We start from the raw sequence: 26938 nt of genomic DNA, 5'->3' as shown, positions 1-26938 counted from the left end.
CAATCCTCACAGGAACACTTCGCGGCAACAGCAGATATTTCAACTATTCAAAAAAGCCTTGAACGTTAGACTGAAAACTCTGACCTCACTCAAGACTTTAATGATGACTGAAACAATCGATAACAAAGGACCGCATTACAACTTGATCAAATCGCGCATCGACACTGTCTTCACCGACATGTCATTGGCCCGAAGTGCTGCCTTGAAAAACACTCGACCGCGTCGCGAAGACTGGATGATCAAAGCGACACGTAGTGATCATAGGCGCCTCGCCGCTGCTAACAAGCAGGCCTGGAGTGCGCAAAACGACATCGACAAACAACTGGGCAAGCTCAAGGACATTTATTCGTTCGCCGAGCCGTTGCTCAAGGCCAGGCTTCGCGAACAATACAACGTGGATGTGGATGTCAAAAATACTTATTTAAGATTGTACGCTTCCAAGGAAATGCCTTGGTACACAATTGATCTGCAAAGTGGCTCTACCGCCCGAACCGTTTCATTACTCGACGCCGCATTACACAACTTTGCTTACAATGAAACTTATCAAAGCGATTCAACATTTATTAACAAACTCGATGACCCTCGAGACGTGTACGATGTTTCGCCGATCGAAAAGAAAATCACCGTCAGTCAGTTTCAGGCACTGTGTCGCGACCTGGATATCGGTGCGCAATACAAGGCGCATCTCGAAAGTAACTTGCTGAACAATGAACCGGTGGCCGATGCCTGGCTGAGAATCCAGGTTCAGAAGAGTCAGCAAGCCGCACTTAACGCGGCGGCGCACCTGGCCTTTGTAAAAAAAGACATCAGCCTCGACGCTCTCGCGCTGATCATCGAACTGATTGCCGGCCAACGGGAGCTCAAGCTCAACAACCAGCCCATGCAGGTTTGCGAACTGGGCATCATGGATCTCAAGCTCACCGGCATCCTTCTCATCACCCCGGACGCCAATCGAGCGCAGCGTTCTACCGCCATGATCGCCTACGTTCCCCATGACCCCGAGCACCCGCTCAAGCAATACGGCTCGTCTGTCGAATTCGTGCAAGCGCTGACCCGGCAGCTGCGGGACAACAAGCAGCAGTCCCCCACCGAGCCCAGCTATCGCCAGTTCTTCAGCCAGTTCATCGATCATGAACAACGCGGTCATTTTTTTGCCGGGCTCGAGCAACGTCTCTCCACCGTCAAGTGGTATGCCAAAGAGCCGGGCGATCCGCGTCCCTCGTGGCGCGAGACGGCGATTGACCATCCCAGGCTGCAATTCAGCGCACTGCCGATTACCGCGCCAGTGTGGACGCACGTCTATCAGCTACAGCTGAGCAAAATCCTCAATGACGCCCGGGTTATCGCGGTGTCGACCGCCGACGCGGACAGCAACGCGCGCTGGGCCTGGTGGGAAAACTTCAAAAAGATTGCCTCGGACATTTTCAATGCAGCCTTGTTGGTCCTGACGCCATTCGTTCCGGGGCTTGGCGAACTGATGCTGGTCTACACCGCGTATCAGTTGACTCATGATGTCGTCGAGGGGGTCGTGGATCTGGCCGAAGGCCTGTGGACGGAAGCGGCTGAACACATCGTTGGTATCACTTGCGACGTGGTCCAGTTGATTGCGTTCGGAGCGGGTGCGCAGCTCGCCGGCGAGTTCACGCTCAAAGCCTCGTCATTCATCGATGGCATGAAACCGGTGCAATTGCCCAATGGCGAGCCCCGTTTATGGCACCCGGACATTCAACCTTACGCACATAAGAACCTCGCGTTACCCAAGAACTCCAGCCCTGACGCACTGGGTCTGCATCGCCACGCCGGCCAAGACGTGCTGACACTCGACGAGCGGAAATTCGTGGTGAAGAAGGAGCCCGCCAGCGGACAGCATCGCCTCGAACATCCTACCCGTCCTGATGCCTATGCGCCGAAGCTCAACCACAACGGGCGCGGCGCCTGGACGGTTGAAGGTGAAGAGCCGCGTAGCTGGGATCGCCGGACATTGATGAAGCGCCTCGGCCACGAAACGGATGGCTTCAGTGACGAGCAACTGGAAAATATCCGCCTGATCAGTGGCACCGACGAAGATGCCCTGCGCCGCATGCATGTCGAAAACAGCGAGCCGCCACTGCTGCTCGATGACAGCCTCAAACGCTTTCGGGCATTCGATGACGCGGGCATCGCCGGCCAGCAGGTCCGTGCGGGTCGCCCGATGGACCCGGCGTCCTACTGGTTCGGACAGATGGTCACCGACCTGCCCGGCTGGCCGCACGAGTGCGCCTTGAAGGTGTATCAAAACGCCGACTTCAACGGCATGGCCCGCACCTATGGCAACGCCAACGCCAACGCGAACCAGACGCTGACCATGACGCTGGGGCAGGTCATGGACGGCAAGCTGCCGGACAAGGTCGTCGATTTTCTCGATGAGGCACAACTTGAGCGTCTGGTCGGTTCAAGATTGCCCAAGGAGCAATCTATCCAGGCATTGCGCGATCGCCTGGCTGACGCGGTCGATGGACGCCGGGCCGCGATCAGCGACTACACCTATCGCCTCAGGGAAGCGCGCCGCGATCCACGCATCCTGCAACTGCAACGCCAGTATCCCGAGTTGCCCGGCGCCATTGCCGAGCGCCTGGTGGCCTACGCTTCAAAATCTGAACTCGATACCCTCGATGAGCAACAACGGTTGTCGTCGAGCCTCAGGGACCAGGCTCGAGAATGCGCCTTTGAAACCCGCGCAAACCGGGCCTGCGAAGGCCTTTACCAGCCAGAGCTGCTGACGCCCGACACCGAGCGCCTGGCATTGAACGCGTTGGGTTTGCGCAGCGATCTCTACAACGATCTGCGCATGGAAATACTCAATGGCACGTTCGACGGCCCCTTGCGCTGCAGCGCCGGCCCCGTCAACACCAGCAATGTGCGATTGCTGATACGTGACGAGTTTGGCCGCTACGAGGTTCGCGACAACGACCATCACAAACTCTTCGAAGCCGATAACCTGTACGAGTCGATCCTGCGGGCACTGCCCGAGCGTGCGCGACAGGACCTGGGTTTTCAGCCAGGCCAGGGACGCGATTTCAAGCAATGGCTGATGACCAACACACAAACACCGGCGCAACGCCGCACCTTGTTGCTGGAACCTTCGATCCGCCCGGTACCGGTGCGCGAAACCCAAATCCTTCTGCGCGGCCCCCTGCTGTCCAGGCAACCCAGGACGCTTGAGCGACGCGTGGCGGATCTGTATCCCCATCTGAACGAACATGAAATCGATACGTTTGTCCGTTCCCTGCCGGCCGGGGCCGATCATATGGCGCTGATGAAAGGGCTTGAACAGGAACTGAACGAGCTGCGCAATACCCTGGAGATGTGGAAGGAACGCATGGCCTTGACCCTGCCCGATGAGCCTGCCATTGCGCCAGACGCGGTCAGGCACATCGCCGATCGACTGGTGGAATGCTTTGAGAGAAAGCCCAAGGTATTCGGGGCACGCAGCACTCAACTGGAAGGCGGGTATGCCCTGGACCTGTCCACCGAGTTCTTCGGTCACAAGCTGGAAGCCTGGTGGAAAAAACTGCCTGATATCGGCAAATACCTGGAGCAGATCACCACGCTGAACCTGGACAACATGACCTTCTCGAGTGGCCCCCGAAGCCTGTTGAGAAACTTTACTCAGTTGCGCCAGTTCAGTGCCCGCCGCTGCAACCTGACCCGCCTGCCGGAGGGCGTGGGCAAGATGCCGCTGCTCGAAACCCTGCGTCTGAACGACAACGCCATCACGTTGACGCCCGAGGCGGTGGAACAGTTGCGCAACCTGACGCGCCTGCAAACCATCCGGCTCGATCACAACCCGCTGCGTCTGGCGCCGAACATCGAACGCATGCCCGGCCTCAAAATACTGAGCCTGAACCGCACTGGCATTGACACCTGGCCGCAGGGGCTGACGGCCAAACATCGGCCCCGGGGATTTTTCCTCGACTTGCGGGGTAACCCGATCAAGACCCTCCCGGAGGTCGTCCCGGGTTCGCATAACGCACTGACCCTGGCTCGCACCCGGCTGGACGTCGGCAATCTTGACGATGTAGATCGCGTGACCTATTTCAATCTCCGCCAATCGGTGGGCTTGCCCGAGGGTAATGCCTACAGCCGGCTTGCCGCCGATGCACGGTCCAGCTGGCCGCTCGATCAGGATTCAGCGTTATGGGGCAGTCAGGCTCCGGGTTTGGGCGCCTACCGCGACGAAGCCTGGGATTTCCTCATGCGCGAGCCGAATTCGGCAGGCTTCTTCAGGGTCATCAACAGCCTGACCGAGTCCGCCGACTACCGTACCGGCGGCATGACGCGTGAACTGTTGTCCCGGCGCGTCTGGGACTTGATCGACGCCGCGGATCTGGATGCGACGTTGCGCGAGAATGTGTTCCGGACCGCCGAGGAGCCCACGACCTGCGCGGACGCCGGCAGTGAAGTCTTCAATAACATGGGAATACAGGCGCTCGCCTCCCAGGCGTATTCATATTCCACGTCCGCGCTGGAACTGGAGACCAAACTGGTGACACTGGCCAAAGGCGCCGCACGACTGGACCGGGTCAACGACATTGCCCGAGCCGACTCGTTGTCGCGTCCCAGCAGAGCCGAGGAGGTCGAGATTTACCTGGCGTATCAAACCGCGCTGGCGCAGCGCCTTGATCTGCCCTGGCAGTCCAAAGACCTGTTGCACGGGGACATCGCGGCGGTCAGCGATAGCGCCATCGACCAGGCGTTCGAGACAGTGATGGCCAGAGAAGCAGGCGACGGACTGGTCAATGGCATGCTCGAGCAGCCGTTCTGGGAAAAATACCTGCGTGAGCGCTATCCCTATCAATTCGAGGTCAACGATGAAATCCACAATCAGCAAATGGACCTGCTCGAAGACCAACGCAGCGGTGACGCCGGCATTCCCCTGACCGACGAGGAGTACTCGAAAGCAGTCAGTGACCTGGCCTACAAGCGCCTGGAGCACGGTCGCAATCTGACTCGCGACTTGTTGCAAAAGCACGGGCTGTAAAACCGACACGACTGACGTTGATCAGGCACCGGGCGCCTTGGCGTTGAACAGCAACAGCACGTTGCCGTAGTAATCGCCCGCCCGGTATCCACCGGCGGGCTCCTGCGCTTCGATCTCAAGCAATGCCCGCACACCCACTGCCGCATCGGCTTGCGACACCACGTCCTGGGGAGTGATTTGAGTGCTCAACAGCACCCCGTTGAAGCTGACTCGCAGCACGATCTCCTCGCCCGCCCTGCCGTTCGACAGGTAGGGAGTGGTTTCCAGACGTGCCTGGATCGCGCTGGTGCTGTGCAATACATCAAAATATTTGCGCAAAGAGCCCAGGGATGAGCTGGGGTAATCCCAATGAAGCTCCTGGGTCTGATGAATCCAGCTCGGGTCGGTGGGTACGACGTAAAACGAGCGGGTCGGGACCGTCAGCGACACCTCGAAGGTATGCTGTTCCCGAGCCGCCCACGCCAGCGACCCCGTCAATACGGTGCTCGCCACCAGCGCGATGAGGGTGCATTGTTTGATCATGTTCACTACCCGCTAAGTCAATGGAGCGCGGGCCTATCGGCTCGCGACCGTGAAGGCTTTCTTCTGGTCGCCCTCAACCAGATTGAAACGATATTCACGCCCCTTCTCTTTATCGAAGCCGAACGACTTGCCCGCCAGCACATGGTGCTTGGTGGTCGCGCCGCAGTCGGTCTCCTCGGTCACCGAACAGCTCTTGAACTCATCGACCACGATCACGGTGTTGCCGTTGTTGACGAGCTCATAACGGCTCGCGGTTTCGCTGATGGCGGTGTCGAATCGGGCGTTGGCGGGCCGCACGAAAAAGATCGTGCCGAAGCCGGTCATCACATTGACCCCGGCCGACAAGGTCTTCTTGTAGTCTTCACGCTCTTCACTGCTGACCAGAAACTCATCTTCCTTTTCCGGCACCACGGGCACGAAACGCACACGAAAGTAGCGTTCACGGTCACGCTCGCCCATGAACAACAAACGTGCGCCCTGCATGCCCTGCGCGGGCACGATCAGTCGCGCCGGGCTCGCCATCACGCCATTGCGCGAAGCGCCGTCGGCAGCGGTTTCGACCGGCACCTCCCGCGTTGTGCCGTCAGCGTCGTAGAGGATTTCCAGCACGTTGACCTTGACGAAGGCTGTGGCATCGCCACTGTTGAAAACCCGTTTGAGGTAGGTACTGCTTTTGCCGTCCAGATAGTCATACACAGTGCCAACATTGATTTGCGGCCCCGCCTGCGCCAGGCCGCAGGACAGGCTGAGCAGCCATATTGCAAACACACGATTCATCGTCTTCTATCCTGCAGAAATGTGGAAATGGGCAACCCGGGCGCTCAAACCTCCGAGTCCCAGATGATGGTGATGTTGGTGTAGAGCGAAGCGCCGACTCCGGGCTGGAGCAGCCGATCGATCGCATCGCTGGGGATCTCGAAATGCAACACGCCGACTTGACGATCCACGTACTGACTGGGCTGGAAGGCTTCGGTCCAGACTTCATGGCGTAACGGGAAACGATTCACGGGCGTGCCGTTGTAAGTGATCCCGGCTGGCAAGGTCATGCGGGTCGTCACGTCAGTGACATTGCCCCCGCCAAACATTCGGCAGCGTTCGCCACCGAGCGAGTCCTGACACTGCATCATGACTTTGAAGCGCGACGACGCCGAGATGAAGAACGTCTGATCGCGAAAGATCCTTCGGGGTTTGGGGCCACCGTTGATCCACGTCTGCCAGCCGCCCTCCGGCTCCAGCGCAACCTTGTTGCCGCCCGGTGGCAGATCGACTTTCAGGGTGTGCTGCACGTCCAGCACGAAGTCCAGGGTCAGGGTGCTGTCATCCGGCTTCATATAGGGGCCGAAGTCGAAATCCCCGCTGCTGCCAAGAGCGTACGTCAGCGAACCGGTGTAGAGTCCACTGGACATGCCCAAAGGGTTGGGCGTACGCAGTTCGTAGGCAAAGTCGAAGGTGTCGAAGTACATCCACGGGATCGGGAAAGCGGCCAACTTGAAACAGTAGGCCTCCACCGGAGCCTTCCAGAAAAACCGGTATGTATTCGCCGTGTACATCCCTACCCCGCTGTACTGGCAGGGAGGTGAGGCATTGACCCAACTGCTGGTGGTCCATAGCTTTTGATGACCGGCGAGGTTATCCGTCTCGCCGGTCAGGTTGGCGGCTGAGTCGCTCAGAACGTAGTCGGAGCCAAATCCGGTAATGCGAACCTCGACAATTTCCGTTTCTTGCGTCGCCGGGTTGGTAATCGTCAGTTGTCGCCAATTGGCGGGCACTTTCATCGCAATGCCGTAGTCGATCGGCCCATTTGAGTTGAAACGCACCGGAACCTGAATACTGAACGTCTGGTTATCAGCGCATTGATCCGGATAACTCGCGCAATAGCCGCTGTTGGGCGTTTTATTAATAAATGTATTGTTGTTTGGTTGCGAAGGATCCGGCTGAAATAACGCCCTGATCTCGCGGTTTACCGCCTCTGCCGAGGGCACCGTCAACACGGCCAGCAGCCCTAGCCAACACTTTGATTTGTTCATCATCTCAACCCGCCTTTTGCTCGGTCGACGTGACGTCGGCCAGGGTGTCCGGCGTGCACCGCAGATCGCCGATCATCAACACATTGTTTTCATTGCGATGCCGACTGGCATCGAGACGGAACTGGCACAGCAGCTGGCTGCCCTGACGCACTTCCAGGGTCGGCGACCCGGCGTTCATTTCCATCGAGAAGAAGCCATCGACTTCGGTCACCCCACGACTGGCGTGGTTGATCACGTGGTGGCCCTTGAGCGGCAGACCCTGCGCATTGACCAGTCGGCCAAGCACGGTCAGGGTCTTCATCACCCGGACCTTGCGATACTCCACCCCGCCCTTGTTCAGGTGATAGCGCGTGCGCGCCGGCTCGATCGTGGCGGCAGGCACGCTGTTGCCTTCGAAATCGAAACTCACCGAGCTGTTCTGGTAGGCGGTAATCGGGATGAAATTGCGCCCCGGCCGCAACGCCGCGCTGCCGCCGCTGTAGTCGTCCGCGCGTAACGCGATGTCATCGATGTCCGATTCCACATCGACGATCATCCCCGCGCCACGCATGTCATGCCGGCTGGTCAGCACCATATGCCGACCGCCGACGATCAGGGTGCTGTCCATGTTCAGGCCACCGGTGAGGTTGCCGTTGTAGGACGAGCGCTGGATGAAACCGTCGCCGTTGATCGCATCAGTGCGAAAGTTCGCCAGGCTGGACACGCCCACGCCATAGGTGTCGGTCAGTGCAGTCACCGAGACGTTCTGCAACACATGATCTTTGAGGTCCTTGCGCCAACCGAGGGAGGCGTTGTTGTCGCGGCCGCCATCGCGGGCGGTGCGCGAGCCGATGCTGCCGGTGATCTGCTGGCCCGGCGCACCCAGCGCCACGTTGATGCTCAAATCAACGCCGCGATTGCGCGCCTCGCCGCTGCTGAAACTGCCGGGCCGATCGAACAGCGACAAGCGCCAGTTGGCATCGCTGCCGAACAGCACAGTGCGCTGGTTCCAGCCCAGGTCCAGACCGACGCCTTCGACATTGCCTTCGCTGTGGGCCACACGGGCGTTGATTGAACTCTTGCTGCTGATCCGATGGTTGAGCGCCAGGGACGAGTTGCTGGTCTCGCCGACAAAAACATTCTGCTGACGGACGCGCGTGCCATCCGGCAAGGTGTCGTACAGATTGGTGGTGTCCAGCCAACTGCGGTTGTGGCTGATCACCAGGCTGCCGGCGCCATAGTTATAAAGGCTCTGCAGATCCAGGCCGGTGCCGTGATCCTGCGTCTGGTAAACGTTGGCGTACAGGCTGATGTGATTGGCCAGGGTCCAGTCGATGGACGTGCCTAACTGCATTTTTTCGCGAATCTGCCGCGCCGACGCCCCGACAATCACCCGCGGATGCAGCAGGTAATTGATCGAGGCCCCCGCCGTCGTACTGCCGCTGGCCTGTTGATCCCAGTTACTGAGCAGTTTGCTTTCTTCACCGGCGAACAGGTTGTAGCGCCAGCGCTCGTCAAGATTGCGCCAGTTGTTGGGTTTGTAGACCAGTTCCTGGGTGGTGGACGTGATCTGGCCGTCTTCGATCAGCCGCACCTCCACTTCGTAGATCCCGCCGGGCAGCGGTCGGGTGTCGAGCGTCTGCAAACCGGCGGGTACCGATTGGGTATTGATCAACAGGCCGTCGCGATAGATCTCCACCGAGCCCTGGCGATTGGCCGTGACATAAATCGGATAGACGCTGGGCATGGGACTGTTGATGGCCAGGCTGTCGGAGCTGCCGTACATGACGCCGACGGCCGTGTCGGGGCTGGTGCCGAACGTACGCGGCTGGCGGGTCAGCCCTTCGGAATTGGGGGTGAAATAGCCCAGGCGGACGAAACTGCCTTGCAGTTCGCGCTGGGTGTAAAGCTCGTGTATCGCATGGTAAAGCTTGTCATCCGGACCGCCGAGGCGGGCCAGTTGCATGTTGAACGTCTGGCTCCAGTTACCCAGGCTGCCACTGGCCTCAAGGCCAAAGCGCCCGCCCAGATCCTGATCCTGACCGCCATTGAGATTGAGCTGATTGCGCACCATCAGGCCGCTGCTGCCGTCCAGGGGTTGATCGAAGTACCGCTTGGCTTCGAGGTCGCGCTCAGCGTTTTCGGTGAGGATAGAGACCAACGAATTTTCCAGGTTGTAATGCACCGCCAACACTTGGTCCGGGCAGGAACCGGTGCAGGTGCCCAGCGCCACGCCAGGTTTGAGATAACTGGCCCATTTTTCCCGCTCGGCCGGGCCGTAGCGGTTCTCGCTGGTGTCAGTGAATTCGAGCAGGGTCACGCGATCATCACGGGACAACACCACCATGGCCTCCCCCAGGGGTTGCTGATCCAGTTCGACCCGCACCGCCAGAGGCACATCAAAAAAATGCTCCTCGAAATCGGCCGGCAAACCTTTGGCCTGAGCCAACAAACTTCGTGGTGTCGTACCGACGGAAACAGGAGCCGCCACCGCGCTGGCACAAAACAACAGCGCAAGCGCGGCCGCGATGGGTGTCATCGGGAACATGAACTCGTACTCTGATTACGGACAAGTTGAAGTCCGGCGGACAGCCCTGCTGGGTATCCGCCGGAGAACGCTACTTGAAAAAGTTAGCGCTTAGTGCCTGATCGTTTGATCAAGGGGTGACAGCATCAAAGATCATTGCTACGGCACCGGTGTAATCACCCGGCTGGAAATTGGTACCCACTGCCTTAATGTTCAGCGGTGCACGGAAGTTCACATCAGACTCAGCCTCCCCCACAACCATTTGCGGTGTCAGGGTCAGCACTTTGTTGTTGAACGAGACTTGCAGATCGATCGCTTCGGCGCCGGCGATCAGCTTCGGCAAACTTTCCAGGCTGGCGTGAACCGAGCCGTTGTTGTTGCGCACGTCGAAGAAGCCGTTGACTTCACCCATCTTGCCGGTGGTCGGCTGATAGCTCATGTCCTGGTCCTTGTTGACCAGGTCAGGGTCGGTCGGCACCACGTAGAAACCGTTGGTAGGTACGTGGGCGATGAGGCTGATGGAGTGACGAGCTTCGCCCGCGCCGAAAGCCATGGAAGAACCCAGTGCCAGAACAGCCAATGGAGCAGCAATCGCGAATTTCTTGAACATCGTTCAGTACCTGTATTTATAAAGGATCGAGTCACTGAAAGTTCCAGCAGAACAAAAACCGTCACGAGCAGCCATGTGTTCTTCGGAACTTTCAACGCCGAAGAATGATCAAGCAATCGTTCTGGAAAGTAAGCAGGCAAGTTCCGACAAACATGTAGCCAGAGCACCATTACCTTGGAAAGAAAAAACCTGAAATAACAATAAAATCGCTGACCGACTGTAAGAGACAGACTACAAACAACATAAACTCCGTCATAACCGACAATCCGGATTAAACCAACTTCTGTAAGATCGATACCACACGACCCGTTTATAAAGGAGCAAACCGGATAATTAGAGAGTTAATACTAATTTTGATGTTTCCATCTGAATAAAAATCGTTATTTTTTCGATAGAAATGGATTTTTCATGCGTTATCTCGAAGCCCCCACTGCCGGAATCTTTTTTGACCATTGGTCTGAGGGGCTTGCCTAGCCGTAAAGATATATCTTAAGTTGTATCTAAACACGACGAGAGCAAGCAGAAATGAGAGACCATCATTCCCCCCACCGCGAACACGGTGACGGCCGCGACGGCTTCGAGAAACGCCCGGGACCTGGCCGCGAACGCGGTGGACGCGGGCCACGGGTGTTCGCCCCTGGCGACCTGAAATTACTGCTGCTGGCGCTGATCGCCGAGCAGCCGTGCCATGGCTATGACCTGATCCGCCAGATCGAAAACATGTTCGACGGCGCCTACAGCCCCAGCCCCGGCGTGATCTACCCGACCCTGACCTTCCTTGAAGAAAGCGAAATGATCCTGGGCGATGCCGAGGGCGGGAAAAAACGCTACACAATCACCGACGCCGGACGTCTGTCTTTAAGTGAACAGGCGATTGCCCTGGACGGCGTGCGCACGCGCATCGAAGTCAGCAAGCGCTCATTACGCGGCCATGACCGGCCGGCCGAAATTCACGAAGCGGTGCACAACCTGCGCCATGCCCTGCAAATGCACCATGGCCGCTGGAGCCCGGAAGAAATCCTGCGGGTACGCGACCTGCTCAACAACACGGCCAAAGCCATCGTCGACGGCCCTGTCGTTCAACCCACTTCGGAGAAAGCCGAATGACCGACGTTATCCTGCAATCGCCCTCCATTCATCGTGTCAGCCACGAGATCAAACGTCGTCGTCTGCAAGTGCTGCGGGTGGTCGACCTGACCCCGCGCATGCGCCGGATTACCCTGGGTGGCCCAGAGCTGACTGGCTTTGTCAGCCTCGGAACGGATGACCACGTCAAACTGTTGTTCCCGCAAAACGCAGCAGAGCAAGCGGCACTGGAAACCCTGGTACTCGGGGCAGGCAAAGACAACGGGCCGATGCCGGCGATGCGCGACTACACGCCTCGTCGTTATGACCTGAACACGCTGGAGCTGGACATCGATTTTGTGCTGCACGGCGATGGCCCTGCTTCGACCTGGGCCGAGCAGGCCAAACCCGGCCAGTTTCTGCACATCGGCGGGCCTCGGGGCTCGATGATCGTGCCGGACATCTTCGACAGCTACCTGCTGATCGGCGACGAAACCGCCCTGCCCGCCATCACCCGCCGCCTCGAAGGCCTGGCCGCCAATCGGCGTGCGCTGGTGATCGTGGAAGTGGAAAACGGCGCCGAACAACAACGCCTGGAAAGCGCAGCCCAGGTCGATGTGATCTGGGTGTTGCGTGAAGGAGGCAGGAATAACCTGCTGACCACCGTGCAGCAGATCAAGGTGCCCGCTGGCAATCTGTACGCGTGGGTGGCGACTGAGTCCAAGGTGTCGCGGCAGATTCGTCGGGTATTGCTCGATGAGCACGGCTTGAACGAACAGTTCGTCAAAGCCGTCGGCTATTGGCGGCTGGATGACCGCGACGAGGAATAAGCCTTAAAAGATCGCAGCCTTCGGCAGCTCCTACAGGATTTGTGTTCGCCCGATGATTCACGGGTGTACATGATTCCCGTAGGAGCTGCCGCAGGCTGCGATCTTTTGACCTTCAACAAATATTTATTAATGGCGAAAACGCCGATCCAACCCAATCATCACCAGCGCAATCACCACAAACCCCGCCAACAACCCGCCGGCATTGATGAACACCTGTGGATAACCCAACTTGTCGACATCAATGAACGGATAGGGATAAACCGCCAGCAGATGCCCGCGCCATAACGTATAGCCGAAGTACACCAGCGGATAGATCACCCACACCGCAATGTGCCGCACCCGCAACGTACCTTTGGGCACACAGCACCACCAATAAGCCAGAAACAGCAGCGGCATGACGTCATGCATCAGTTCATCGGCCAGCCATTGCCAGCCTTCGGGATGCCACAAATGGCGTAACAACAGGCTGTACGCCAAACCGACCACGGCGATGCTCACCGCAATTGCACTGCTTACCCACGGCAGCAAAAACCAGCGTCGCGCCGCAGACTCACGGGACGTCAGTTCACAGGTCAGCACCACCGCCACCAGCGTATTGGTCAGCACGGTAAAAAAGCTGAAGAAACTCACCAGCCCACCCAGCAGACTGGCCGCAATACTCCAGCGTGAGTAAAGAATCAGGTACATCTGAATGCTTAAACCGGCCCAGCCCAAAACCGCAGCCACGGCAACACAACGACGCCTCGCGGCAGAACCTGGCGTCGAGGGTATGAGCATGCTCAGACCGGTCGCTTGGTGCGCATCAGCTTCACGTACAAGCGTTCGACCTTCTCCCGCGCCCATGGGGTTTTGCGCAGGAACGTCAGGCTCGACTTGATGCTGGGGTCGCTCTTGAAGCAGCGGATATCGATGCGCTCGGCCAGCCCCGACCATTCGTAGTGTTCAACCAGGGCGTTGAGGATTTGCTCCAGCGTCACGCCGTGCAGGGGGTTGGTGTTCTGTTCGGTCATGCCGGGCCTTCGAGCGATGAAAGGATTGGAAGCCGCGCACCTTAGCCGAGGCCTTCGTGCGGTGGAAGGGCCCCGGAAAAAAGGCATTCGTCAGAGGCTGAATTAACTGTAGGTGAGTTGGCCATCATCTGAGGGACAAACGTCAGGCGATAGCGCCGTCGGCTCAGTAATAACGTCGCGGGTCCGAATCGATCAGGCTGGCCAGCTTGGTCAGGGCAAACCTCAATTCGTCCTGGCTGGTGGGCGACATCAACACCAATCGCACACAGCGGGTATTTCCGCTACGTTCGGCCTGGAACTGGGTGCCACTGAGGACCAACACACCATTGGCACGGGCCAGCATGGCGAATTCGTCGCTGGTCCAAGGCTCGGGCAGCGTCAACCAGACATGGTAGGAGTACGGCTGGGTCTTGAGTTCGACATTGGCGAAGATTTCCTGAGCGATCGCCTGCCGTCCGGCGGCTTCGTTGCGCTGAATGCGGATCAGCTTTTTATCCAACCCCTGCGTGATCACATTGCTGGCCAATTGAGCGGTCAATGGCGACGGCATCCAGACGCTGCTGCGCACCATGGAGGTCAGACGCGACAGCAGTTTCGGCGGGCTATAAAGATAGCCAATCCGCAAGGCCGGCATGATCGACTTCGACAGACTGGTCAGGTACACCGAACGATCCGGGGCAAACGCCGACAGCGGTTTGATCGACGGGTCAGTGGCCAGGAAACCGTAGATGTCATCGTCCAGGATGATGAAGTCGAACTCCTCGGCCAACGCCGCGATTTGCGCCCGACGTTTTTGCGACATGATCGCGGCCGTCGGGTTCTGACAGGTCGCCACGCAGACCAGCATCGCCGGTTTCTCGCGCTGGCACAGTTCGCGCAGCGCTTCGGGAATGATCCCTTCATCGTCCATTGGCACGCCACGCAGACGTCGTTCCAGTCCATGGGCCAGGGAAATGATGCCGGGGTAGCAAAGCGCCTCGCAGAGCACCAGATCACCGGCGTTGGTCAACGCACTCATCGCGACCATCAAACCATGCTGTGCGCCGGCGGTGATCACCACTTGCTGCCATTGTGCATCGGGCAACGAATGGCGCAGCCATTGCGCGCCTGCCTCGCGATGAGCTGGATGTCCGCCATCGGGGGCGTAATCGAGGGCACGGGCAAAATCCGTGCTCTTGGCCATGCCCACCAACGCGTCGCGCAACCAGTACTCCAGCGTTTCGCTGTAAGGCTTGATGATCGAAAGATCCAATAATTCGGACTGCCCCAGATTCAGTGGGGCGGCACTGTTGCTGGCCGGCAGTTCCAGTTGCTGCTGGTTGAGCACATAAGTGCCACGCCCTACTTCCCCCTGCACCAGACGCCGTCGTTGGGCTTCGCTATAGGCCCGGCTGATGGTCCCCGGCGTGACATTCAGCGTGGTGGCCAGCTCGCGCAGGGTCGGCAAACGATCACCTTCGTTCAACACGCCGTTGCTGATATCGCGCGCCAACGCGTCGGCAATCGACAAATACATCGGCTGGCTGAACTCGCTTAGCTGAGGAACCCACATGAATGATCGCTACCCATCGTAGAAATGATGAATACCCGAGAATATCACATGGAGGTTAGGCAACTAATAAATCGACTCAATCCATAAATTGATTCGATTGATGCCGCGATTGATTCGAGCAACACCTCTCACAACAAACTTTCTTCAAAAACATTATTTTATTAACAATCAAATAGTTATGTAAAAAAACCCTGACAAGTAAACACTGATAGCCAAAAAACATACCCTAACAAGTTCCCGGCCTATTGAATCAACTCAATTCATTCAAATACACTCATCACAAATCGAAGCAATCGAAGCAATCTCACTCCTGAACCACCGCGTGCCCGCCACGCCAAGTCGAGACATCATGGACACACTCAGAAAGGATCTATCCCTGTCAGCGATCATCGCAGGCTTCATTGCCGTGATCATTTCCTATGCCGGCCCGCTGATCATTGTGTTTCAGGCGGCCCGGGAGGCACACCTGCCCAATGATCAAGTGTCGTCCTGGATCTGGGCCATTTCCATCGGCAGCGGCGTGACCGGCCTGTTGTTGAGCTGGCGTCTGCGGGTTCCGGTGATTACGGCCTGGTCGACACCGGGCGCGGCGTTGCTGGTGTCGATGCTGCCCACGGTCTCCCTGCCCGAGGCCATCGGCGCCTATGTGGTGGCTTCGGTGATTATCGCGGTGGTCGGCCTGTCCGGTGCGTTCGACAAACTGATGAGTCGCCTGCCCAAAGCCATCGCCGCCGCCATGCTCGCCGGTATTTTGTTTCGTTTCGGCGCCGAACTCTTCACCTCGATCAAGCTGCAGCCGGCGCTGGTGCTGTCGATGATCGCGGCCTACCTGATCTTCAAACGCTTTTCACCGCGCTACGCCATCCTGTCGGTATTGATTGTCGGCGGCGCCGTGGCCGCCTCGTCCGGTGAACTCAACACAGGTTCGATCACCATCGATGTCGCCCACCCGATCTTCATCGCCCCGCAATGGAGCTGGCACGCGATCATCAATATCGGCCTGCCGCTGGCCCTGGTCACCTTGACCGGGCAGTACGTGCCGGGCATGGCGGTGATGCGCACCTCGGGTTACAACACCCCGGCGCGCTCGATCATTTCGGTCACGGCCATCGGTTCAATTTTGATGGCACCATTCGGCTCCCATGGTCTCAATCTCGCGGCCATTACCGCCGCGATCTGCACCGGCCGCGAAGCCCATGAAGATCGCGACAAGCGTTACATCGCCGGGATCGCCTGCGGGGTGTTCTACATTCTGATGGGCACCTTCGGCGCGACCCTGGCTTCGGTGTTTTCTGCCTTGCCCAAAGAGCTGATTGCCTCCCTCGCCGGCCTGGCCCTGTTCGGGGCGATCAGCGCCGGGCTGACCGGCGCCATGGCTGACGAGAAACAACGTGAAGCGGCCCTGATCACCTTCCTGGTCACCGCCTCGGGCATGAGTTTCCTGGGGCTGGCCGCTGCATTCTGGGGGCTGATCTTCGGGCTCGTGGCCCATTTCGTACTGACCTACACCCGGGAAAGCAAAGCCAGTGCCGTCGCCGAGGGCAGCCGACCATGACCGCTCGTTACGACTTCATTGTGGTCGGCGGCGGGATTGCGGGGGTATCCGTTGCCTATGAACTGGCGGCTCTCCGCCGACGGGTGATGCATTTGTGTGAATGCTTCCCGGTCTATCTGTTGAATTAACGGCACTGAAACATAAGCGGGCGGACGCTTAAGTCCGCCTTTTTTTGGCACCACCTGGCACTGCGGCGACCGGTCGCAGCCGACTGTTACCAAATCCGAAATGATCCATGTCAGTAAAAGCCCTTTCTCTATGTGTTACAGAACATTATCCTTACGCCCGTCCAGCTGAAACGCTTCTCCCCTGCTGCATTCCTGCTGCGTTCAGCTCATCCCCTTTAGAAAAAGATCAAGAATTCCTTCTCTATGCCTGATTTTCAAACTCCGCGAGACAGCGCTGTCTTACTCCCTGTGGCCAGTCGAAAAGCCCTGAACCTGATCGGTGGGTTCACCGCATTGAGCCTCGCCACCTGCACCCAGGCTGCGCCGGCCTTCGATAGCGATTCACCGTGGATGCTCGGCGACTGGAACGGCACGCGCACCGAACTTTCGGAAAAGGGCTACGACTTCAAGGTCGATTACACCGGTGAAATGGGCAGCAACCTGCACGGCGGCTACGACCATGACCGCACCGCTCGCTACAGCGACCAGTTCGGCTTTGGCAGCCATCTGGACTTGCAGAAGATTCTCGGCTGGGACGACGCTGAATTTCAGCTGACCATCACCGAACGCAACGGCAACAACATCAGCAACGACCGGATCAACGATCCGCGTGTCGGCGGTTTCACCTCGGCTCAGGAAGTCTGGGGCCGCGGCCAGACCTGGCGCCTGACGCAGATGTGGTATCAGCAGAAATTCTTCGATCAGAAACTCGATATCAAAGTCGGCCGCTTCGGCGAGGGCGAAGACTTCAACAGCTTTCCTTGCGACTTCCAGAACCTGGCGTTCTGCGGTTCCCAGGTCGGCAACTGGGTGGGCGGCATCTGGTACAACTGGCCGGTCAGCCAATGGGCAATGCGCGTCAAATATCACCTGACGCCGGAGCTCTACGCGCAAGTCGGGGCTTACGAGCAAAACCCGTCCAATCTGGATCGCAACAACGGCTTCAAGCTCAGTGGCAGCGGCACTCAGGGCGCGATCCTGCCGGTGGAACTGGTCTGGACCCCGAAGCTCAATGGCCTGCCGGGTGAATACCGTGCCGGTTACTACTACAGCAGCGCCAAAGCCACCGATGTCTACAAGGACAGCAACGGCCAGCCGGCAGCCCTGAGCGGCGAGGCGTACCGCAGCGCATCGAGCAAGCATGGCGTGTGGCTGGGCGTGCAGCAGCAGCTGACCAGCCGTGCCAGTGACAACTCTCGGGGCCTGAGCGTGTTCGCCAACGGCACGATGCACGACAAAAAGACCAACGCTATCGACAACTATGTCCAGGCCGGCGCCGTCTACAAAGGCTTGTTCGATGCTCGCACCAAGGACGACATCGGTTTTGCCCTGGCCCGTGTCCACGTCAACCCGGCCTACCGCAAGAACGCCGAAGCGACCAACCAGGCCCGCGCCGTCCAGGACTTCGACGACCCGTCGTTCCTGCCACCGCAAGACACCGAATACAGCGCCGAGCTCTATTACGGCGTGCACGTCACGAACTGGCTGACCGTGCGCCCGAACCTGCAATACATCCGCCACCCCGGTGGCGTGGACAAGGTCGATGACGCACTGATTGGCGGGATCAAGATCCAGTCGTCCTTTTAAGACTGATGCAAAACCTGTGGGAGCGAGCCTGCTCGCGATGGCGGTATGTCAGTCGACATCAATGCTGAGCCGCCATCGCGAGCAGGCTCGCTCCCACAAGGACCGCATCAACTGAACACTTTTTAACCTGAACCATGCCCACGCCAGATCGTCATCTACAGTGAACTTGCGCGGGACTACTTAAAACGTCACGGAGAACCACACTATGAGCACTGATGGTGCTTTGAGTCGAAGCCGTCTATTGCCGAGCCTGCTCGGTATCGTGCTTCTGCTAATGGGCCTGGCCTTGCTGGCCGGGGGGATCAAGCTGAGCATGCTCGGCGGCTCGCTGTATTACCTGCTGGCCGGTATCGGCCTGGTGCTGACCGGGGGGCTGCTGCTGGCCGACCGTTATGCGGCACTGAGCCTGTACGCGGTGGTGCTGTTCGCCAGTACGGTCTGGGCACTGTGGGAAGTCGGTCTGGACTGGTGGCAACTGGTGCCACGTCTGGCGCTGCTCTTTACCCTCGGCATCGTCATGCTGCTGCCATGGTTTCGTCGCCCATTGCGTACCGGCGAGTTCAACCCGGTCGGCACCGGTGTGCTGAGCGCTGCCGTGGTCATCGCCGGTATCGCCGCGCTGGCCAGCCTGTTCACCACCCCCGGTGAAATCAAAGGCGAACTGGATCGTGACGCCGTGCCTGGCATGACCAACACCGCCCCGGCCATGCCCGACGGTGACTGGAACTCCTACGGCCGCAGCGCCCATGGCGATCGTTACTCGCCACTGGCGCAGATCACGCCGCAGAACGTCAGCAAACTGGTCCCGGCCTGGACCTACCGCACCGGCGACCTGCCAGGCCCGAACGATCCGGGCGAAACCACCGCCGAAAACACCCCGCTCAAAGCCAACGGCATGCTCTATGTCTGCACGCCGCACAGCAAGGTGATCGCCCTGGACCCGGACACCGGCAAGGAACTCTGGCGTTTCGATCCGAAGCTCTCCACGCAGAACGCGGCGAACTTCAAGGGTTGGGCGCACATGACCTGCCGTGGCGTGAGCTATCACGATGACGCCGCCTACGCGTCCGAGCAGAGCCCGACCGGCACGGCCAATGCGCCGGTGACCAGCGTCTGCCCACGCCGGATCTTCCTGCCGACCGCCGACACCCGTCTGATCGCCCTGAACGCCGACACCGGCAAAATGTGCGAAGACTTCGGCAACGGTGGCCAGGTAGACCTGACCGCCAACATCGGCAGCTTCACCGCTGGCGGTTACTACTCCACTTCGCCACCGGCGGTCACCAAAGACCTGGTGGTGATTGGCGGCCACGTTACCGACAACGTCTCCACCGACGAGCCAAGCGGCGTGATCCGCGCGTTCGACGTGCACACCGGCAAACTGGTGTGGAACTGGGACAGCGGCAAACCGGACGACACCACGCCGATTGCCGACGGCAAGGTCTACACCCGCAACTCGCCGAACATGTGGTCCATGTTCAGCGTCGATGAAAAACTCGGCATGCTCTACCTGCCGATGGGCAACCAGACCCCGGATCAGTTCGGTGGCGCGCGTACCCCTGAATCGGAATTGCACGCCGCCGGCCTGACCGCGCTGGACATCGCCACCGGCAAAGTGCGCTGGCACTTCCAGTTCACGCACCATGACCTGTGGGACATGGACGTCGGCGGCCAGCCAACCCTGATGGACCTGAAAACCGCAGACGGTGTGAAACCGGCGGTGCTCGCGTCCACCAAGCAAGGCAGCATCTACGTGCTGGACCGCAGCACCGGCAAAGCGATCGTGCCGATCAACGAAGTGCCAGTGCCACAGGGCGCTGTCGAAGGTGATCACACCTCGCCGACCCAACCGAAATCCGACCTCAACCTGATGCCGCCTCCGTTGAAAGAACGCGACATGTGGGGCGTCACCCCGTTCGACCAACTGATCTGCCGGATCAACTTCAAATCTCTGCGATACGACGGCCCGTTTACCCCGCCATCGCTGCAAGGTTCGATTGTGTACCCAGGCAACTTCGGCGTGTTCGACTGGGGCGGTATCTCGGTTGACCCGGTGCGCCAGATTGCTTTCATGAACCCGGACTACATGGCGTTCAAATCGAAACTGATCCCGGCCGCCGAAATCGCCGCTCAAGGCCCGCGTAAAAGCGAAACCGAAGGCGTGCAGCCGAACAAAGGCGCGCCATACGGCGTCATCCTCGAACCCCTGCTCTCGCCAATGGGCCTGCCGTGCCAGGCACCGGCCTGGGGTTACGTGACAGCGGTCGACCTGACCACCAGCAAAATCATCTGGAAACACAAAAACGGCACCGTACGCGACAGCTCGCCGGTTCCGATCCCTCTGAGCATGGGCGTACCCAGCCTGGGCGGCACCTTCACCACCGCCGGTGGCGTTGCCTTCCTGAGCGGCACCCTCGACCAGTACCTGCGTGCCTACGACGTGAAAAACGGCAAGCAGCTGTGGGAAGGCCGCCTGCCAGCCGGCGCGCAAACCACACCGATGACCTACACCGGCAAAGACGGCAAGCAATACGTGCTCGTTGTTGCGGGTGGTCACGGATCGCTGGGCACCAAGCAAGGTGACTATGTGATTGCGTACAAACTGTCGGAATAAGCGGTAGCGACAGTTAAAGCAAAGGCGACGCCTGTGAGGGGGTCGCCTTTTTTGTGCTCGATTGTTTCAGGTCACCCATCCCCTGTAGGAGCTGCCGAAGGCTGCGATCTTTTGATCTTTTGATCTTTTGATCTTGTGTTCTTGAGGACGCCGGAAGATCAAGAGATCGCAGCCTTCGGCAGCTCCTACGCGCCTGTGGGCGCTGTCAAAACCCTGAACACACACGCTGAAATACCCAGGCCCATTGAAACCACCCCCCACCTGCCCCATCTAAGACCCATACCCTATTGCGCAGGTGCCCCATGACCGACCAGCAAGAATTCCCCGAAGACGCGAGCGAATACACCGAAACAGACAGCGCCGAACACCACGCCACCGGCAAAGGCCTCGCCCTGCCTGGCCAGAACCTGCCGGACAAGGTCTACATCATCCCGATTCACAACCGGCCCTTCTTCCCGGCGCAAGTACTGCCGGTGATCGTCAACGAAGAGCCGTGGGCCGAAACCCTCGAACTGGTCAGCCAATCCGATCACCATTCCCTGGCCCTGTTCTTCATGGACGCCCCCCAGGAAGACCCGCGCCACTTCGACACCAAAGCGTTGCCGGAATACGGCACCCTGGTCAAAGTGCACCACGCCAGTCGCGAAAACGGCAAACTGCAATTTGTCGCCCAAGGCCTGACCCGGGTGCGCATCAAAACCTGGCTCAAACACCATCGCCCGCCGTACCTGGTGGAAGTCGAATACCCGCATCAGCCCACGGAGCCGACCGATGAGGTCAAGGCCTACGGCATGGCGCTGATCAACGCGATCAAGGAACTGCTGCCACTCAACCCCCTGTACAGCGAAGAGCTGAAGAACTACCTCAACCGCTTCAGCCCCAACGACCCGTCGCCGCTGACCGACTTCGCCGCCGCGCTGACCTCGGCCACTGGCAACGAACTGCAAGAAGTGCTCGACTGCGTGCCGATGCTCAAACGCATGGAAAAAGTCCTGCCGATGCTGCGCAAGGAAGTCGAAGTCGCGCGCCTGCAGAAAGAAATCTCTGCCGAAGTTAATCGCAAGATCGGCGAGCATCAGCGCGAGTTCTTCCTCAAGGAGCAGCTCAAGGTCATCCAGCAAGAGCTGGGGCTGACCAAGGACGACCGCAGTGCCGACATCGAGCAGTTCGAGCAGCGCCTGACGGGCAAAGTGTTGCCGCCCCAGGCGCAGAAACGCATCGAAGAGGAAATGAACAAGCTGTCGATCCTCGAGACCGGTTCACCGGAATACGCGGTGACCCGCAATTACCTCGACTGGGCGACCTCGGTGCCGTGGGGCGCGTACGGCGAGGACAAACTCGACCTCAAACATGCGCGCAAGGTGCTGGACAAACACCACGCCGGCCTCGACGACATCAAGGACCGCATCCTCGAATTCCTCGCGGTCGGTGCCTATAAAGGCGAGATCAGCGGCTCCATCGTGTTGCTGGTAGGCCCGCCGGGCGTGGGCAAGACCAGCGTCGGTAAATCCATCGCCGAATCCCTGGGCCGGCCGTTCTATCGCTTCAGCGTCGGCGGCATGCGCGACGAAGCCGAGATCAAGGGCCATCGCCGCACTTACATCGGGGCGCAACCGGGCAAACTCGTCCACGCGTTGAAAGACGTCGAAGTGATGAACCCGGTGATCATGCTCGACGAGATCGACAAGATGGGCCAGAGCTATCAGGGCGACCCCGCCTCGGCGCTGCTGGAAACCCTCGACCCGGAACAGAACGTCGAATTCCTCGACCATTACCTGGATCTGCGCCTGGACCTGTCGAAAGTGCTGTTCATCTGCACCGCCAACACCCTGGACTCGATTCCCGGCCCGTTGCTGGACCGGATGGAAGTGATTCGCCTGTCGGGTTACATCACCGAAGAGAAAGTCGCCATCGCCAAGCGCCACTTGTGGCCGAAACAACTGGAAAAGGCCGGCGTGTCCAAAGGCAGCCTGTCCATCAGCGACACCGCTCTTAAAGCACTGATCGACGGCTATGCCCGTGAAGCCGGGGTGCGACAGCTGGAAAAAAACCTCGGCAAACTGGTGCGCAAGGCCGTGATGAAGCTGCTCGACGAACCGAAAGCCGTGATCAAACTCGGCCCGAAAGACCTGGAAGCCTCACTCGGCCGACCGGTGTTCCGCAATGAGCAAGTGCTGTCCGGCATCGGCGTGATCACCGGGCTGGCCTGGACCAGCATGGGCGGCGCGACCCTGCCGATCGAAGCCACGCGAATTCACACCCTCAACCGTGGCTTCAAGCTCACCGGCCAACTGGGAGAGGTGATGAAAGAGTCGGCGGAAATCGCCTACAGCTACGTCAGCTCCCACCTGAAGCAATTCGGCGGCGACCCGACGTTCTTCGACGAAGCCTTCGTCCACCTCCATGTACCGGAAGGCGCCACCCCGAAAGACGGCCCGAGCGCCGGCGTGACCATGGCCAGCGCCCTGCTCTCGCTCGCCCGCAACCAGCTGCCGAAAAAAGGCGTGGCCATGACCGGTGAACTGACATTGACCGGGCATGTACTGCCGATTGGTGGCGTGCGCGAGAAAGTGATCGCGGCGCGGCGGCAGAAGATTAATGAACTGATTTTGCCGGAGCCCAATCGCGGTAACTTCGAAGAACTGCCGGAGTATCTGAAAGAAGGGATTACCGTGCACTTTGCCAAGCGCTTTGCGGATGTGGCGAAGATTCTCTTCTGAAGATCATGTAGCGCCAAAAAAACCGCCATCGCGAGCAGGCTCGCTCCCACAGGTTTATCGCAATCCTTGTGGGAGCGAGCCTGCTCGCGATGACGTCGGCATTCATAACGCCAAACTCTCGGTTACCGAGGATGTGTCCCGTCACACTTTGTCTCATCTTCAGTTATGCTCGCCGTTCGTCGTGAACGCTGGAGCCGCTGATCTTATGTCCCCCACCCGCCTGTTTGTTCCCCTTGCCCTCATCCTGCTGAGCGCTTGCGCCACGCAATCGAAACAGAACGTGACCGTGGAAAAACAAAGCGAATGCCCGGCGAAACTGCACAATGGGCAAAACCTGATTCTGATCCTGCCAAGCAACCCGACCACGGGTTATCGCTGGGCGATCCAGGATTCGGCCGGTGGCGTGTTGCGTGCGCTCAGCCCCGAGGTCTATAGCAACCCGGAAGATGCCGGGATTGTCGGCAGTGCCGGCATTTCAACCTGGCGCTTCCAGGCCTTTGCCACTGGCACTGGCCGCTTGCGACTGACTTATTCACAACCATGGGCACCGGAAGTTCCGGCCGTGCAAACGTTCGACTGCGCCATCGCGGTTAACTGATCGTGGGCTGGCTGATTCTGGCGCTGATGGGCGCGGTGACCTTTCTGTATGGCCTGAGCGTGCATGCCGCGCTGCTCTGCCTGGTGGTCAAGCCGCTGCCGGTGCTGGCCCTGCTCGGCTGGTTGCACGATGCACCGCCCAGTGACTATCGGCGCTGGATCAGCCTGGGTTTGATTTTGTCCCTGGTCGGCGACGTGTTGCTGGCATGGCCAGGGGATTTGTTCGTGTTTGGCCTTGGGGCGTTTTTGGTCGCGCATTTGGCGTATCTGAAGGCTTATTTGAGTGATTGCCGGCGTCTGGCACTGCTGCCGTTGATCCTCGCGTTGAGCGTGGGCGCGGTGCTGCTGGGGATTCTGATTTCCCATGGGTTGGGCCCATTGCTGATCCCGGTGATCGTCTACGGGCTGGCCATCAGCGCCATGCTCTGGCGCGCCCTGGCCCGACTCGGCACCGACGTGCCCAAACGCTCGGCGTTGCTGGCGGCGGCGGGCGCGGTGGCGTTTGTGTTTTCTGACAGCGTGATTGGCATTAACCGGTTTGTGATGCCATTCCATGCCGCGCCTTACGTGATCATCCTCAGCTACTGGCTGGGGCAATGGGGGATTGCGGCGTCGGCGTTTACCCAGAAACCGCGCTGAATCCATCGCGAGCAGGCTCGCTCCCACAGGTACAGTGCAATCCTTGTGGGAGCGAGCCTGCTCGCGATAGCAATATCACTAACGACGAAGATTCCGGGGCCTGCCTCGGCGCTTTATCAGACAACCCGCGCATCCCCCCGTCAATTTGGCTAAAATGCCGGCCTTTTCCACCTATGCCGCTGGAACCGCCGTGAGCAAAGAATCCGATCGCCTTTTCGCCCAGCCTTTGGCCCAGGTGCCTGACTTCGCCTTTAACGAGGACGTGGTGCGGGTATTCCCGGACATGATCAAACGCTCGGTGCCGGGTTATCCGACCATTGTGGAAAACCTCGGCGTGCTTGCCGCGCAGTTCGCCCAGCCCAACAGCGTGCTTTACGATCTGGGCTCGTCGTTGGGCGCCGTGACCCAGGCCTTGCGTCGTCACGTGCGTACCGATGGCTGCCGCGTCATCGCTGTGGATAACTCCGCCGCCATGGTCGAGCGATGCCGCGAGTACCTCAACGGCCAGGACTCGATGTTCCAGGAGTTGCTGCCGGTGGAAGTGATCGAGGGCGACATCCTCGCCCTGCAATTTCAGCCAGCCTCGGTGGTGGCGCTGAACTTCACCCTGCAATTCATCGCCCCCGACCAGCGCACCGCGCTGCTCGCGCGCATCCGCCAATCGTTGTTGCCCGGTGGCGCGCTGATTCTCTCGGAAAAGCTGCGCTTCAACGACCCCGAAGAACACACGTTGCTCACCGACCTGCACGTGGCCTTCAAACGCGCCAACGGCTACAGCGAACTGGAAATCGCCCAGAAGCGCAGCGCCATCGAAAATGTCATGAAGCCCGATAGCCTCGAAGAACACCGCGAACGCCTGTTGGCCGCCGGGTTCTCGAAAGTCGTGCCGTGGTTCCAGTGTCTTAACTTTGCCTCGTTGATTGCCTTGCCATGATTGATCTGTCCCCCCTCGCCCGCCGCCTGGCCGGCACCCCGCTGGCCGAATGGGCCAACACCCTGCAAGCACAACTCGACAAGAAAATGGAAAAAGGTCACGGCGACCTGGAACGTTGGCAGAGCGCCCTGGATGCGCTGCCAAAGATTCAGCCGAGCGAAGTCGACTTGCTCAACGGTCTGACGCTGGACACCGATTGCGACTTTGAGACCCGTGCCCAGATGCGCACCGCGCTGATGGGTTTGTCGCCCTGGCGCAAAGGCCCGTTCGACCTGTTCGGTGTGCATGTCGATACCGAATGGCGTTCGGACTGGAAGTGGTCCCGGGTAGCTCCGCACCTGGACCTGAAAGGCAAACGCATCCTCGACGTCGGCTGCGGCAACGGCTACTACATGTGGCGCATGCTCGGTGCCGGTGCCGACAGCGTGATCGGCGTCGACCCGAACTGGCTGTTCTTCTGCCAGTTCCAGGCGGTGCAGCGTTACCTGTCCGAACCCAACGCCTGGCACCTGCCATTCCCGTTCGAAGACCTGCCGCCGGAGCTGGAAGGCTTCGACACAGTCTTTTCCATGGGCGTGTTCTATCACCGCCGCTCGCCGATCGAGCATTTGCTGGCGCTGAAGGATTGCCTGGTCAAGGGCGGTGAACTGGTGCTGGAGACGCTGGTGATCGAAGGCGATCAACAGCAGGTGTTGGTGCCGGAAGACCGTTACGCGCAGATGCGTAACGTGTGGTTCCTGCCGTCGGTGCCGGCGCTGGAACTGTGGCTGCGCCGCGCAGGATTCAGCGACGTGCGTTGCGTGGATGTCAGCGTGACCACGGTCGAGGAACAACGCGGAACGGAGTGGATGAAGTATCAGTCGCTGAGCGATTTCCTTGACCCGCAAGATCACAGCAAAACGATTGAAGGGCTGCCGGCGCCGATGCGTGCCGTCATCGTCGCCCGCAAATAAAACACCGATCTCCCAAACAATGGAGATCAC

General features: G+C 59.3%; 20 protein-coding genes. 12 read left to right on the top strand and 8 right to left on the bottom strand.

Annotated elements, in window-relative coordinates:
- Positions 1–103: 103 nt before the first annotated feature.
- The gene (locus tag KGB14_RS23770; protein WP_223489071.1) at positions 104–5020 is read left to right on the top strand and encodes an NEL-type E3 ubiquitin ligase domain-containing protein; all 4917 of its coding nucleotides are present in this window, start codon (positions 104–106) and stop codon (positions 5018–5020) included.
- Positions 5021–5041: 21 nt separating this feature from the next.
- On the opposite strand, the gene KGB14_RS23765 is transcribed toward KGB14_RS23770, so the two are convergent.
- From KGB14_RS23765 to KGB14_RS23745, 5 genes are all read right to left on the bottom strand, one after another.
- Positions 5042–5542: a CS1 type fimbrial major subunit gene (locus KGB14_RS23765; RefSeq protein WP_223489070.1), complete on the bottom strand. Its 501-nt coding sequence runs from the start codon at positions 5540–5542 to the stop codon at positions 5042–5044.
- 33 nt (positions 5543–5575) lie between these two features.
- Entirely contained in the window at positions 5576–6319 is a 744-nt protein-coding gene (locus KGB14_RS23760) for a molecular chaperone (protein WP_223489069.1), read from the bottom strand.
- Between the two features lie 44 nt (positions 6320–6363).
- A complete protein-coding gene (locus tag KGB14_RS23755) occupies positions 6364–7569 on the bottom strand; it encodes a hypothetical protein (protein ID WP_223489164.1) in 1206 nt (401 codons plus the stop codon).
- Positions 7570–7573: 4 nt separating this feature from the next.
- A complete protein-coding gene (locus KGB14_RS23750) occupies positions 7574–10096 on the bottom strand; it encodes a TcfC E-set like domain-containing protein (protein ID WP_223489068.1) in 2523 nt (840 codons plus the stop codon).
- A gap of 109 nt (positions 10097–10205) precedes the next feature.
- Positions 10206–10685, bottom strand: coding sequence for a CS1 type fimbrial major subunit (locus KGB14_RS23745; protein ID WP_223489067.1), 480 nt, complete (start codon positions 10683–10685; stop codon positions 10206–10208).
- A 525-nt stretch (positions 10686–11210) separates the two neighbouring features.
- On the opposite strand from KGB14_RS23745, the gene KGB14_RS23740 reads away from it, so the two are divergent.
- The gene (locus tag KGB14_RS23740) at positions 11211–11792 is read left to right on the top strand and encodes a PadR family transcriptional regulator (RefSeq protein WP_223489066.1); all 582 of its coding nucleotides are present in this window, start codon (positions 11211–11213) and stop codon (positions 11790–11792) included.
- Positions 11789–12580 carry a siderophore-interacting protein gene (locus KGB14_RS23735; protein ID WP_223489065.1) on the top strand — a complete coding sequence of 264 codons (792 nt, stop codon included), beginning with the start codon at positions 11789–11791 and terminating at the stop codon, positions 12578–12580. The genes KGB14_RS23740 and KGB14_RS23735 overlap by 4 nt, the downstream gene beginning before the upstream one ends.
- A 126-nt stretch (positions 12581–12706) precedes the next feature.
- Here the strand turns inward: KGB14_RS23735 and KGB14_RS23730 are convergent, their stop codons facing one another.
- The 3 genes from KGB14_RS23730 to KGB14_RS23720 form a co-directional block, all read right to left on the bottom strand.
- Entirely contained in the window at positions 12707–13357 is a 651-nt protein-coding gene (locus KGB14_RS23730) for a Pr6Pr family membrane protein (protein ID WP_223489064.1), read from the bottom strand.
- A 2-nt stretch (positions 13358–13359) separates the two neighbouring features.
- A complete protein-coding gene (locus tag KGB14_RS23725; protein ID WP_007941719.1) occupies positions 13360–13590 on the bottom strand; it encodes a VF530 family DNA-binding protein in 231 nt (76 codons plus the stop codon).
- Between the two features lie 163 nt (positions 13591–13753).
- A complete protein-coding gene (locus tag KGB14_RS23720; RefSeq protein WP_223489063.1) occupies positions 13754–15142 on the bottom strand; it encodes a PLP-dependent aminotransferase family protein in 1389 nt (462 codons plus the stop codon).
- Between the two features lie 349 nt (positions 15143–15491).
- Here KGB14_RS23720 and KGB14_RS23715 point away from each other — a divergent pair, with 349 nt between their 5' ends.
- The 9 genes from KGB14_RS23715 (at position 15492) to cmoB (ending at position 26908) form a co-directional block, all read left to right on the top strand.
- Positions 15492–16697 carry a benzoate/H(+) symporter BenE family transporter gene (locus KGB14_RS23715; RefSeq protein ID WP_223489062.1) on the top strand — a complete coding sequence of 402 codons (1206 nt, stop codon included), beginning with the start codon at positions 15492–15494 and terminating at the stop codon, positions 16695–16697.
- Complete coding sequence (locus KGB14_RS28500) at positions 16694–16825, top strand: FAD-dependent oxidoreductase (RefSeq protein WP_263294733.1); 132 nt, start codon at positions 16694–16696, stop codon at positions 16823–16825. Before KGB14_RS23715 ends, KGB14_RS28500 begins: the two co-directional genes overlap by 4 nt.
- Before the next feature lie 243 nt (positions 16826–17068).
- A complete protein-coding gene (locus tag KGB14_RS23710; protein WP_223489061.1) occupies positions 17069–18451 on the top strand; it encodes a carbohydrate porin in 1383 nt (460 codons plus the stop codon).
- 205 nt (positions 18452–18656) lie between these two features.
- Entirely contained in the window at positions 18657–21065 is a 2409-nt protein-coding gene (locus KGB14_RS23705; RefSeq protein WP_223489060.1) for a glucose/quinate/shikimate family membrane-bound PQQ-dependent dehydrogenase, read from the top strand.
- Between the two features lie 302 nt (positions 21066–21367).
- Positions 21368–23785, top strand: a complete 2418-nt coding sequence (lon, locus tag KGB14_RS23700; RefSeq protein WP_223489059.1) for an endopeptidase La — start codon at positions 21368–21370, stop codon at positions 23783–23785.
- A 205-nt stretch (positions 23786–23990) separates the two neighbouring features.
- Positions 23991–24383: a protease inhibitor I42 family protein gene (locus KGB14_RS23695; protein ID WP_223489058.1), complete on the top strand. Its 393-nt coding sequence runs from the start codon at positions 23991–23993 to the stop codon at positions 24381–24383.
- Positions 24384–24385: 2 nt separating this feature from the next.
- Positions 24386–25021: a lysoplasmalogenase gene (locus KGB14_RS23690; RefSeq protein WP_223489057.1), complete on the top strand. Its 636-nt coding sequence runs from the start codon at positions 24386–24388 to the stop codon at positions 25019–25021.
- Positions 25022–25175: 154 nt separating this feature from the next.
- A complete protein-coding gene (cmoA, locus tag KGB14_RS23685) occupies positions 25176–25955 on the top strand; it encodes a carboxy-S-adenosyl-L-methionine synthase CmoA (protein ID WP_223489056.1) in 780 nt (259 codons plus the stop codon).
- Positions 25952–26908: a tRNA 5-methoxyuridine(34)/uridine 5-oxyacetic acid(34) synthase CmoB gene (cmoB, locus tag KGB14_RS23680; RefSeq protein WP_223489055.1), complete on the top strand. Its 957-nt coding sequence runs from the start codon at positions 25952–25954 to the stop codon at positions 26906–26908. The genes cmoA and cmoB overlap by 4 nt, the downstream gene beginning before the upstream one ends.
- The last annotated feature ends 30 nt before the right edge of the window (positions 26909–26938 follow it).

This window comes from Pseudomonas sp. A-RE-19 (assembly GCF_019956555.1).
GTDB lineage: Bacteria > Pseudomonadota > Gammaproteobacteria > Pseudomonadales > Pseudomonadaceae > Aquipseudomonas.
Note: the sequence above shows the minus strand (reverse complement) of the source record. Positions and strands in the feature narration are given on the sequence as shown.

Bases quoted from the DNA above. Each gene is read 5' to 3' on its own strand.
- KGB14_RS23770 (WP_223489071.1), top strand. From the start codon at position 104: ATGACTGAAACAATCGATAACAAAGGACCGCATTACAACTTGATCAAA.
- KGB14_RS23765 (WP_223489070.1), bottom strand. From the start codon at position 5,542: ATGATCAAACAATGCACCCTCATCGCGCTGGTGGCGAGCACCGTATTG.
- KGB14_RS23760 (WP_223489069.1), bottom strand. From the start codon at position 6,319: ATGAATCGTGTGTTTGCAATATGGCTGCTCAGCCTGTCCTGCGGCCTG.
- KGB14_RS23755 (WP_223489164.1), bottom strand. From the start codon at position 7,569: ATGAACAAATCAAAGTGTTGGCTAGGGCTGCTGGCCGTGTTGACGGTG.
- KGB14_RS23750 (WP_223489068.1), bottom strand. From the start codon at position 10,096: ATGTTCCCGATGACACCCATCGCGGCCGCGCTTGCGCTGTTGTTTTGT.
- KGB14_RS23745 (WP_223489067.1), bottom strand. From the start codon at position 10,685: ATGTTCAAGAAATTCGCGATTGCTGCTCCATTGGCTGTTCTGGCACTG.
- KGB14_RS23740 (WP_223489066.1), top strand. From the start codon at position 11,211: ATGAGAGACCATCATTCCCCCCACCGCGAACACGGTGACGGCCGCGAC.
- KGB14_RS23735 (WP_223489065.1), top strand. From the start codon at position 11,789: ATGACCGACGTTATCCTGCAATCGCCCTCCATTCATCGTGTCAGCCAC.
- KGB14_RS23730 (WP_223489064.1), bottom strand. From the start codon at position 13,357: ATGCTCATACCCTCGACGCCAGGTTCTGCCGCGAGGCGTCGTTGTGTT.
- KGB14_RS23725 (WP_007941719.1), bottom strand. From the start codon at position 13,590: ATGACCGAACAGAACACCAACCCCCTGCACGGCGTGACGCTGGAGCAA.
- KGB14_RS23720 (WP_223489063.1), bottom strand. From the start codon at position 15,142: ATGTGGGTTCCTCAGCTAAGCGAGTTCAGCCAGCCGATGTATTTGTCG.
- KGB14_RS23715 (WP_223489062.1), top strand. From the start codon at position 15,492: ATGGACACACTCAGAAAGGATCTATCCCTGTCAGCGATCATCGCAGGC.
- KGB14_RS28500 (WP_263294733.1), top strand. From the start codon at position 16,694: ATGACCGCTCGTTACGACTTCATTGTGGTCGGCGGCGGGATTGCGGGG.
- KGB14_RS23710 (WP_223489061.1), top strand. From the start codon at position 17,069: ATGCCTGATTTTCAAACTCCGCGAGACAGCGCTGTCTTACTCCCTGTG.
- KGB14_RS23705 (WP_223489060.1), top strand. From the start codon at position 18,657: ATGAGCACTGATGGTGCTTTGAGTCGAAGCCGTCTATTGCCGAGCCTG.
- lon (WP_223489059.1), top strand. From the start codon at position 21,368: ATGACCGACCAGCAAGAATTCCCCGAAGACGCGAGCGAATACACCGAA.
- KGB14_RS23695 (WP_223489058.1), top strand. From the start codon at position 23,991: ATGTCCCCCACCCGCCTGTTTGTTCCCCTTGCCCTCATCCTGCTGAGC.
- cmoA (WP_223489056.1), top strand. From the start codon at position 25,176: ATGCCGGCCTTTTCCACCTATGCCGCTGGAACCGCCGTGAGCAAAGAA.
- cmoB (WP_223489055.1), top strand. From the start codon at position 25,952: ATGATTGATCTGTCCCCCCTCGCCCGCCGCCTGGCCGGCACCCCGCTG.